The 11,106-nt window shown below is 46.6% G+C and carries 8 protein-coding genes; 6 read left to right on the top strand and 2 right to left on the bottom strand.

Annotated elements, in window-relative coordinates; all coding sequences use genetic code 11:
• Positions 1–217 precede the first annotated feature (217 nt).
• From PAEAM_RS03570 to PAEAM_RS03585, 4 genes are all read left to right on the top strand, one after another.
• Positions 218–1,090 (top strand): AraC family transcriptional regulator, encoded by an 873-nt coding sequence (locus PAEAM_RS03570; RefSeq protein WP_100526682.1) that lies wholly within the window; start codon positions 218–220, stop codon positions 1,088–1,090.
• Positions 1,091–1,442: 352 nt separating this feature from the next.
• Positions 1,443–3,068, top strand: coding sequence for a rhamnogalacturonan lyase B N-terminal domain-containing protein (locus tag PAEAM_RS03575; RefSeq protein WP_036611768.1), 1,626 nt, complete (start codon positions 1,443–1,445; stop codon positions 3,066–3,068).
• A 214-nt stretch (positions 3,069–3,282) separates the two neighbouring features.
• Positions 3,283–4,233 (top strand): SMI1/KNR4 family protein, encoded by a 951-nt coding sequence (locus PAEAM_RS03580; protein WP_100526683.1) that lies wholly within the window; start codon positions 3,283–3,285, stop codon positions 4,231–4,233.
• 53 nt (positions 4,234–4,286) lie between these two features.
• Positions 4,287–4,661, top strand: a complete 375-nt coding sequence (locus PAEAM_RS03585) for a winged helix-turn-helix transcriptional regulator (RefSeq protein ID WP_036671801.1) — start codon at positions 4,287–4,289, stop codon at positions 4,659–4,661.
• A gap of 60 nt (positions 4,662–4,721) precedes the next feature.
• On the opposite strand, the gene PAEAM_RS03590 is transcribed toward PAEAM_RS03585, so the two are convergent.
• Together PAEAM_RS03590 and PAEAM_RS03595 are read right to left on the bottom strand one after the other, a co-directional pair.
• A complete protein-coding gene (locus PAEAM_RS03590; protein ID WP_100526684.1) occupies positions 4,722–5,792 on the bottom strand; it encodes an SDR family oxidoreductase in 1,071 nt (356 codons plus the stop codon).
• A gap of 248 nt (positions 5,793–6,040) precedes the next feature.
• A complete protein-coding gene (locus PAEAM_RS03595) occupies positions 6,041–6,538 on the bottom strand; it encodes a DinB family protein (RefSeq protein ID WP_100526685.1) in 498 nt (165 codons plus the stop codon).
• Positions 6,539–6,713: 175 nt separating this feature from the next.
• Between PAEAM_RS03595 and PAEAM_RS03600 the strand changes: the two genes are divergently transcribed.
• Positions 6,714–7,871 (top strand): response regulator, encoded by a 1,158-nt coding sequence (locus tag PAEAM_RS03600; RefSeq protein ID WP_100526686.1) that lies wholly within the window; start codon positions 6,714–6,716, stop codon positions 7,869–7,871.
• Between the two features lie 3 nt (positions 7,872–7,874).
• On the top strand, positions 7,875–11,012 hold the full coding sequence (locus PAEAM_RS03605; RefSeq protein WP_100526687.1) for an ATP-binding protein: 3,138 nt from the start codon (positions 7,875–7,877) through the stop codon (positions 11,010–11,012).
• Positions 11,013–11,106 lie beyond the last annotated feature (94 nt).

An 11,106-nucleotide genomic window follows, 5' to 3' on the forward strand; every position in this document is an offset into this window, starting at 1 on the left:
GAGTGAAAGTGACAAATAACACTGAGCCTGAACAGCCCTGCTGTCAGGCTAGCGTCTTTAGGCGCAGTTTGGCAACAGGGGGTTATACCCCAAGAGCAAACCACCCGTTGGACGGGTGGTCCTGATTTAGATGCAAAGAGCCTACAGAATGGTGCAGGTAATGTCGGATGCGAAGAGAATGACTTTGCTAAGCTTAAATTAACGTGGGAGGGATGATATGGATACGCTGAGGCGGTTAAATGAAGCCTTGAATTATATTGAGGAGCATCTGATGGATGTCGTGGACATGAAGGAGATTTCCCGAATTGCCTGCTGTTCGGAGTATCATTTTACACGCATGTTCTCTTTTCTTAGTGGTGTAACACTCTCGGAATATATTCGACGTCGCCGCTTGACACTTGCGGCCATGGAGCTAAGTCAAAGTGACAGCAAAATCATTGATATTGCACTAAAATACGGGTATACATCGCCGGATTCTTTCTCGCGTGCTTTTCAAAGCATGCATGGCACTACGCCCTCCGAAGCGCGAAACCATGGTCCATCCCTTAAAGCCTTCCCACGGATGACATTTCAACTGACCATTCAAGGAGGAAGCGAAATGAACTACCGCATTGAAGACAAAGAGGCTTTTCGAATCGTGGGTATTCGTAAAAGGGTGCCAATCGTATTCAACGGGGTTAATCCGGAGATCGCTGCGATGTACCAGAGTCTCACACCGGAATTGATTGATACGATCAAGGGGGCATCAAACGTCCAACCTCTGGGCTTAATCAGTGCTTCAGCCCATTTCAGTGAGGGACGGATGGCGGAACAGGGAGAACTGGATCATTACATTGGTGCAGCTACGACAAAAGAGACGCCTGAAGGACTGGAACAGCTGGAAGTTCCTGCTTCGACGTGGGCTGTATTTACTGTCGTTGGCCCGTTTCCAGGCACGCTTCAGGAGGTGTGGGGCCGGATCTACGCGGAATGGTTTCCTTCATCGGACTATGAGCTGAGTGAGGGCCCGGAAATGTTATGGAATGAGCACAAGGATGTTACTGTAGAGCAATATAGAAGTGAGATATGGATACCTATTCGGAAGAGATGATACTGTCTCTAGCTTGGTATCTGCGGGCGCAGCTTTTTGAAGCTGCGTTTTTTGTATTCAGAATTTGCTATCGGATATGCGAGCCGTTTTCATTGCAAATTTATGTAATATAATGGTATTATTTTATTGGAATTGTAAGAATACTTGTATTTAGAAGAGTGATTTAAGAAGGGGGTGGCGAGATCAGGTTTACATGAAGTGATGACTCTATTCTATACGCACGCAGACATAACATTCCATTGATTATGGACAGGCTCACATAGCAGACATATCGATATGAGACGGAAGTGCCAGTTATTATACATTATTATGTAAGCGCTTTATTAAATGAGTTCCAAGGAGGGAATTACTCATGACCAAAAGTATAGTGAGAAAGGCGCTTGGTTTGTTTTTAATCATCGTTATGATCGCAACAGCTGTTGTATACCCTGCATCTACCGGACACGCGGCAACCATTAATGTTACGGATAACGGCTCCAGAATTGAAGTAAACACCGGATCAGGATTAGTCTATGTGGTGAACAAAACCAATGGGGATATTATATCGGCCAAAATGAACGGTACGGAGCTGAACAGCAACAGAGGATCGCATATCGGCTCAGGTTTGGGTTCCTCCGCCAATGTGACGTGGAATACCTCTCCTTCAGGATCAACCGTGTTAATCACGGTATCCACAAGCACACTGACTCACTATTATGCTTCGCGTGGTGGGGAGAACATCATATACATGGCCACGCATATCACAGCTCAACCTTCGATCGGGGAGCTGCGGTACATTTTCCGCGGTAATGGTAGTGTGTTGACAGGTGTTCCGGCGAATTCCAATAATCGAGGTAACACAGGAGCGATTGAAAGTCAGGATGTGTTCGGGTTTGCAAATGGACAGTCGGCCTCCAAATATTATGGTAATGATCAGGCCAAAGATTTATCCGTTCGTGGAGTTACGGGGAATGGCGTCGGTGTATTTATGGCCTACGGCAATCGGGAAAAAAGCTCTGGTGGTCCATTCTTCCGCGACATCCAGTTCCAAAGTGGAACAGAGACGGAAGTATATAACTATATGAACTCGGGACATGCACAGACGGAGAATTGGCGCCTGGGTCTACATGGGCCGTACGCTTTGATCTTTACAACGGGAGGTACGCCAAGTGTACCCGATTTCAGCTGGATGTCTGGTCTGAATCTGCAGGGTTGGGTATCCAGTCGGGGGAACGTAGTGCTTAATGGCCTCTCCGGGATGGATACAGGATATGCTTACACAATTGGGTTCGCTAATAGCAATGCCCAGTATTGGGTGGGGACGTCTTCAAGTGGGGCGGCCGCCAAATACAGCATGATCCCGGGCACGTACACTATGACAGCTTATAAGGGAGAACTGGCCGTATATACGGAAACGGTTAATGTCACGGCAGGGCAAACGACGACTCTGAATACACGTACGATCAACAATGACCCAAGTAAAGCCTCTAACATCTGGCGAATCGGCAACTGGGATGGTACACCACGGGAGTTGCTGAATGGACAGACGATTCCGATCCGTCACCCTTCCGATAGTCGCAACCCAAGCTGGGGACCTGTCACCTATGCCACCGGTAGCGCGACCAATCGATTCCCGGCAATCCAGTTCCGTGGTCAGAATTCTCCAACCACAATAACGTTTAATTTGAATGCATCTCAAGCGGCATCTTCTCATACGCTCAACATCGGTATTACGGCAGCTTACAATAATGGCAGACCGAGTGTAACGGTTAATGGACATGCTTTAACCAATCCTGCTGCATCTTCACAACCCAATTCTCGTAGCTTCACCATTGGTACGTATCGTGGGAACAACACAACCTTTAGCTGGAATGTTCCAGCATCCTACTTCGTGAATGGTTCCAATACTATCACGATTACGCCGATCAGCGGTTCTAGTGACTTGGGTAACTGGTTAAGTGCAGGCTGGGTCTATGATTGTGTTGAATTGCTGAATTGAATGAAGAATGCAATATAGTGGAAGGAATATAGGAGGTAGCCTGCCTGGTTTTCTTAACCAGGTTCAGGTTACCTCTTTTAGCTTTGTCATCCGAAATGAAAAGATATCGCTTCGTGATATCCCTAAGGATCTTGCTTTGCTGGAGATGGTGATCCGGATAGTGGTATAATTTTCAATACGTAATCATGAGTGAATGAACGGGGAGGAAAAGAGAATGAGAGACGATCTGTTGGTTCAATTGCAAGAGTGGCATGAAGAAGATGAGTTTCAGGAAATTGTAGATGCAATTCAGGCAATTCCTGTGGAAGAAAGAGATTATGAGCTGGTTAACCATTTGGGGCGAGCGCTGAATAACTTGGAACAGTATGAAGAAGCGGTTGAACAATTCCTGACGGTTGCTAAAGAGGGCACAGGTGACCCACTCTGGCATTATCGGATTGGACTGGCTTATTATTATCTGGAGCAATATGCGCATGCGCTGCAGGCGTTTGAAAGAGCGGATGAATTGGACCCTGAGGATGAAGATACGCTGGAGTTTCTGGGATGGATTCGAAGCAAAATGGAGGAGCCGTCCGAATCTGAACCTGAAGTTGAAACTGATCCAGAGGCTGTTGGAGAATTCCATGTACCCGTTGACGTTGTAGCGACCTTTGAAGCGATTCCCAGACCGGAATCCGGCGAATTCTGGAACGATAGTGAGCAGGCACTGGAGCACTATGTGTCCAATCCGCCAAGTGATGGCCTCATTGATTCTGTTGAGGAGCAATTGGTGTTCCGACTGCCGGCTTCCTACATTGAGATGATGAAGCTACATAACGGCGGTATTCCGTACAATCGTTATTTCCCTGTGGCGAACACAGATACGGGAGCTACGGATTATGTTGAAATTGAAGGTATACTGGGCATTGGCCGTGAGAAGCCTCGCACACTAGCGGGTATTCAAGGCAGCTGGAATTTGATTGAACGTGAAGGGTATCCGGAGATTGGTGTGGTCATCGCGGTATCTCCTTCGGAGTCGGGGGTTGTCATGCTCGATTATCGTTCATTCGGTAATGATGGAGAACCTGAGGTCGTTTATGTGAAGAGGGAGAATCCCAAAGAGATCATTCCGCTGGCACCGAACTTTGAGACGTTTATCCAAGGGCTGATGACTCCAGAAGTCTAAAAAATCGACAGAGGTTCTTTAAACTGTTGTGTGGAAGGGAGACAGAAGGTGATATGGAGGAACCGATCAAGGTATATAACACCGCAGTGGAAGCTTTTCTTGAAGTAATCGGGGGGAAGTGGAAGCCTGTTATTCTATTCCATCTTACCTTTGGCAAGAAACGTAATGGTGAGCTGATGAAACTGATCCCTGCGATCACTCAGAAAGTGTTGACGCAGCAACTTGGTGAATTAACGGAGGCGGGAGTTATTGTCCGTATTTCCCATCACCAGGTCCCACCTAAAGTGGAATATGAGTTAACAGCGTATGGATGGAGTCTTAAAGAGATTCTTCATCTGATGTGTAGGTGGGGCGATATACACGTGGAGAATGTATATGGTGATCGAGGAAAAATTCTGTTTAAGCCGCCAACTACTACTGACCGTTGAGGGACTTATATTAGCCGATTCTGGAATTCAGGAATCGGCTTATTTTGCATTTTATTTACTTTACGGAAGGATCTTGCGATCACGTAGATTTCTGAAAATATCCATAAACATAGTCTCAGTGTCAATGAAATCATGGAATCCGAAGCGGCGAGCTTTGGAACCATCTGCGAAGAAATCGTAATCCCACGAGAAGACAAAATCACCAAATGCCCAGGAAGAGACATCATCATAAGGGGTGTTTACCAAACCATACTTTTCAATCATGGAATTCCAAAGATTTTCTTTATCTGCCATCACTGTTGCAAGTGAAAGGGGCAGTGGAGGTGCTGTTTCCAATTCGAAAAACGCAGCGATTTTGGGCCATAGCTCATTCCAGCGAAACAGATCACCATTGGTGATATTAAATGCCTGATTGGCACATTGCGGATCGGTTGCTGCCCATACGGTTGCATGAGCCAGCAATGTTGCATCAGTCATTTCAAGAAGAGAATGATATGCTCCTGGTTTCCCAGGAAATCGAAGGGGCAAGCCAAGTTCCTTGGAGATAGCAGCATAAACGCCAATAACCATGGCAAGGTTCATTGGATTACCCAGGGCAAATCCACATACAACAGACGGGCGCAGGGCTGACCAGGTCCAGCTGCTTCCGGGTTGCCGATCCTCGAGAAACCGTTGCTGATCGACATTGAATTCAGGGGGCATATGATATGCGTCCGTTTCTTTGGCAGGTGTTTTGAATGGCCCCAGATGTGCACCGTACACTTTATAACCTTGCATTAGGCTAATATGTTGGAGATTTGGAGCGATCGGTTCGATGGTATTCACCACATTGACGAGCATGGCCAGGTTGGGCTGTACCAATTCGGCCCAAGTTGGGCGATCCTGATACGCGGCGTAGAAAATATGCGTAACCGTCGTTAAATGACTCAGTTTGTCTTGGGTGTCTACTTCGTTCAGTAAATCAGCTGATATATAACGTAACCTAGGGGCATCTTCCCCTCCGCGGCGAGATACACCAATGACATTCCATTGCGGAAGTGTCATCAGATAATCAATAAGGTTTCTTCCAATGACGCCTCCAGCACCAATGACAAGTGCGGTGTAACGGGTAACGGATTGTTCGGGTTTCAATGGACATGCTCCTCTCTTCTTCTGTTCATATTGTGGGTCAGAAAAAGAAGGATGAGAAGTACGCACCTCAAAGTGATATACGCACCTTGAAGTAATATATGAGCCTGGTACAGGATATGAGCGTTATAATTGGCACTTCATTGGATGTTACTTGCCTACAACCACAAGAAGCTGAAAAAGGAACAATCGTCCTTTCACAGCTTAGATGTGTCTGTATATTCGTTCAATAGATCTGTTGTAAATATGGTTTACGCCGGGAACCCGCCACCTGGAGGCGGCCATGCGCCGTAGAAGCGACGCAGCAGAACAATCTCCCCTAGATGGTACGAGTTATGGGAGGCGATATTGCGCAGAAGTCCTGCTTTAGTTTCACCCGGGAAATAGAGCAGTGGATCATCTAATTGTGCAGTTTCTGCAATGGCTACGGCTTGATCAACTCCATCCAAGAATGCCTGAATATCTGCCTTCCACGTCGCTTCGTCCTGTGGACCCTTCTCTTCAGGCCAGCTTTCACTCACGTTAGCAGGGAGCTGTGGCTTGCGTCCTTCCAAGTGTTCGAGCATGAATTGTTGCCAATAATGCATGTGCTTCACCAACTGATAGATCGTATATGGCATGGCATCGTGCGTACGAGTAGCAAGTGTGACATCGATATCGGGTAGAGCACGGGCGATGCGGATATGACCGCGTTCCCCCACTAATGATTTGACAAGGGCTTGCCCAAAGCTTTGATTAACATCTGACATATGGAACCTTCCTCTCTTCCAAGACCGGATCTGATAACCTGTCTTCTATTTAGTATTATACAATTAAATTGCTAAAAATTAAAAATGGGTAACGAAGAACGCTAAATACTTAAAATGCCTATGATATAATAGTGAAAATAAATCTCAAGACCTCAGGGTCGAGGAGGAAGCTCCTGTGAAAGTGATATTGGTTGACGACGAACGTCTAGCGTTGATAGGCCTTCAAAAATCACTAGAAAAAGAAGTAAGCGGCATTGAAATTATCGCTACATATATGAATCCAACAGAGGCTGTGGCGGGTATTGTGGAGCACCGTCCTGATGTTGTATTTCTGGATATTCATATGCCGGAGATGGATGGTATGGATCTGGGAAGACAGATTCAGGCGGCAACACCGGGCACCGAAATTATATTTGTGACCAGTTACGATCAATATGCGGTGCATGCTTTCGAATTACAGGCTTTGGACTATGTGATGAAGCCGATCCAAAAGGATCGATTGAAGCAGACGGTGAGCCGCGTAAGAGAGAAACTGAGCGTAAAACGCGAGCAGCGGTCAAAGGATACAAACGTACCTTTAATTTGCTGTTTTAATCAGATTCAGTTTAAGCTTCCAGGCAAGGATGTTCAGGTGGCCAAATGGCGTACAAGCAAGGCGCAGGAGCTGTTTGCATACTTGCTTCACCACCGGAACCAGGTCATCCATCGCAGTGTTCTGCTGGAGCTTCTGTGGCCGGGAATGGAAGAGGAGAAGACGACACATCAACTCTACACTGCAATGTATCATGTCCGCCAAACCCTGAAAACTTGCAATATGAATATGATCACGATTCAGAGTGGACACCTGGAGGCAGGTTATCGACTCGAATTGGGTGAGGCTCAGTTGGATAGTGAGCAGTGGGAACGGGAAATCAGGCAATGGAAAGTCGTAGACGCAAGTACCGTTCATGCCTATGAGCAAGCGCTTCATCTATATAAGGGTACCTATCTTGGCAATTACGAATACATGTGGGCTGAACCTGAGCGGGAAAGATTACGCTATCTGTGGCTGTATCATATGAGACAACTAAGTCTGTATTACCAGCAGCATGGGCTGGCGGAGAAAGTGGTCGAGAGTACACAACGTATCCAGCATATGCTTCCGGACGAAGAAGAAAGTTATTTTATGCTAATGAAGTTATATGATGAAATGCACAACGATCTCGGTGTGGAGGAGCAGTATCGTCTCTTAACCACCAGAATGGAGCAAGATTTGGAGATACCGATCAGTGAGGACATTACCGAATGGTATCAGGACTGGAAGCTCGGTTTAACCAAAGTCATGAAAAAATAATTAATGAAATTACTTCAAACGAAACGTATGGACCGTTACAGATATTTGTTCATCATGCTAATCATTTTTGGAGTGTTAATTGGCATGCGCTCGGTATGGTCTGAGCTATTCCACACAGTAGATGAGCATCGCGCCGTTAACGGGGTGCTTGATTTGAGAGATGTGGATCTGGATCAGTCCCCTGTCATGTACTTGAATGGGGAATGGGAAATTTACCCGGATGAGTTGCTGACCCAACAAGATATTGCGAAGAGGAATGGCGGTGCGAAGAGTGTTCAGGTCCCAGGAGACTGGGGGAGTGCACAGAATCAGGAACACGAGAGTTCGTACGGTTACGGAACATATCGATTGCGCATTTTGACAGATCCACTTCAGACACCGGTAACTTTCTGGTTCAAGGGAATCCGAAGTTCATCCGAGGTTGAGATGAATGGACACAACGACGGGGGTATGGGTGAGGTCTCCTCGGATAGCAGTACATATATACCCCGAAGCACTTCATATACAGCGACCTATGATCAGGAAGGAACAACCTCCATTGAACTATTGGTTCGTGTAGCCAATTACGATAGCCCGTATATGGGCGGAATTAGCAAACCTGTTCGCTTCGGTTCACAGGCAGCTGTTGATTTTTCGCGTTGGTATTCTATTGGTTTTCAGATGCTCACCTTTCTGGTTCTGCTCCTCCACGGCATGTATGCCTGTATTCTTTACGCATTTAATCGACAGGAACGTTCCTTGCTGGTTGGAGCCGTATTAACTTTATCTGTGGGCATCACGGTTACGATGGGTCATGACAATATATTGATGTTATGGCTTCCTATTAATTATACTTGGGGCATTAAAATTCGATTGATCTCATTGTTGCTGCAAAATGTTTGTATCCTTCTGTTATTCCAGAGATTAACGATGGTTCATGTACGAAAGGCATGGCTACAGTGGCATGTTGTCATGACCTTGATCTATACGGCCGTGATTGTGGTGGTGCCCATTCATATTACATATGCCATGATCCATTACAACGTCATTAACCTATTCTTTCTTGTATCCATGATCTGGTTTCTATACATCGTCGGAACGATGATCTTCAGGAAACAGGCGGACCGGGATATTGTTTTTCTGCTGCTTACTGCAGGAGGCATTATATCCAACCTGATATGGAGTGTGGTCGAGACAGCCAAAGATGTGACAACAGTCTATTATCCCATTGACATTATCTTTGCGATTACCGGCTTCTCCGCCTATTGGTTCAAGAAATACTTCAGGAATGTCAGGGAGAATATGAAGCTGAACACAGAACTACAGAAGGGCGACAAAATTAAAGATCAATTCTTGGCGAATACATCACATGAACTGCGGACCCCGCTGCACGGGATCATTAACATCGCTCATAACGTGATCACCCGGGAGAAAAACCGGTTGGATGAACGGAGCCTGGAGGATATGGAGTTGCTGATTACGATCGGTAGACGGATGTCACATCTTCTTGGTGATCTACTGGATGTAGTCCGGCTGAAGGAGCACCGCATTGAGTTACGTCAGGGGCCTCTTTCCATACAGTCGGTTGTGCCTGGCGTTATCGCCATGCTGCAATTCATGGCAGAACGAAAACCAGTTCGCCTTCATATGGAGATTCCGGAATCGTTCCCTCAGGTCATGGCTGATGAAGAAAGGCTCGTTCAGATTTTGTATAATCTACTGCATAACGCGCTTAAACATACAGAGGAAGGAACGATATCCGTAAGTGCCGAAATTCGTGAAGGACATGCTCTGATTCATGTGACGGATACAGGCATTGGCATGGATGAGGATACACGGATGCGTATTTTCCTCCCGTATGAACAAGGGTCGTATGGAATCAGTGATGGACAAGGCATCGGGCTTGGACTGAACATCTGCAAAGAGCTCGTAGAACTGCACGGCGGGGCACTTACGGTTCACTCGGAACTCGGAAAGGGCTCGGTATTCAGCTTCGATCTACCACTCGCGGATGAAGCCGCCGATCAGGCTCAGTCGCAGCTACCTCTAATTTGGGAACAGGCCGCGGAGATGATGGAAGATGCACCTAGCGGATTCCTGTTACCCCGCCCAGGTATGGGGGACGCGGAAGCCTTGGCGACAGCAGAGATGGCTCCGTTGTTAAAAGAGGGGAGAGCTACCATTCTGGCTGTGGATGATGATCCGGTGAATCTGGATGTGTTGGTCAGCATTCTTTCGACGGAACCATATGATATAACTACAGCAGGTTCGGGTCAGGAAGCGATGGAATTGCTCGGCACACGTCAGTGGGATCTGCTCATTACAGATGTGATGATGCCCAATATGTCCGGATATGAGTTAACCCAGAAGGTGAGGGAACAATTCTCGATGTCTGAGCTTCCTGTGCTGCTGTTGACGGCACGAAGTCAGCCGCCAGATATCTACACGGGATTTGCATCGGGGGCCAATGATTATGTCACGAAGCCTGTAGATGCGGTGGAACTGAAATATCGGATACGTGCATTGACCATGCTAAATCAGTCTATCCAAGAGCGCCTGCGCATGGAGGCCGCTTATTTACAGGCTCAGATTCAGCCTCACTTCCTGTTTAATACGTTGAATTCACTTATGGTTTTAAGTGATATTGATACAGAGCATATGCGGAAGCTTGGCGATGCTTTTTCATCCTATTTACGGATCAGCTTCAACTATCTCAACACAGGGGAACTGGTGAAATTATCATATGAGCTGGAACTCGTTGAAGCCTATCTTTTTATTGAAAAAACACGATTTGAAGATCGCTTGTCGGTGGTATTAAACGTCGAACCGGATCTTCCGTTGCTTCTCCCGCCGCTGTCGATTCAGCCTTTGATTGAAAATGCCGTCAGACACGGACTATTAAGCCGCAATGTAGGCGGTACGTTATGCCTATCCATCACTCGTCATGAGGGTTATACCCGTATTGAGGTGAAGGATAATGGCAAAGGCATGGAACCCGAGAAGGTTGCTGAGCTACTGCGTGCTACACTGGGTGGAAAAGGCGGAATAGGCATTGCAAATACGAACCGTAGGTTGCTACAACGTTATGGTCAGGGATTATCGATTATAAGCGAGCCGGGTGAGGGAACGATGGTGTCATTTGATATTCCGGATGAGATATAAGGAAAAGGCCGCAGAAGTGAAAACTTCCGGCCTTTTTATTTTGCTTGAGCGTTCATTCCCTAATTTTAATTATTTCTAATGCTTCTTTCATATG

This window comes from Paenibacillus sp. GM1FR (assembly GCF_002803315.1).
GTDB classification, from domain to species: domain Bacteria; phylum Bacillota; class Bacilli; order Paenibacillales; family Paenibacillaceae; genus Paenibacillus; species Paenibacillus amylolyticus.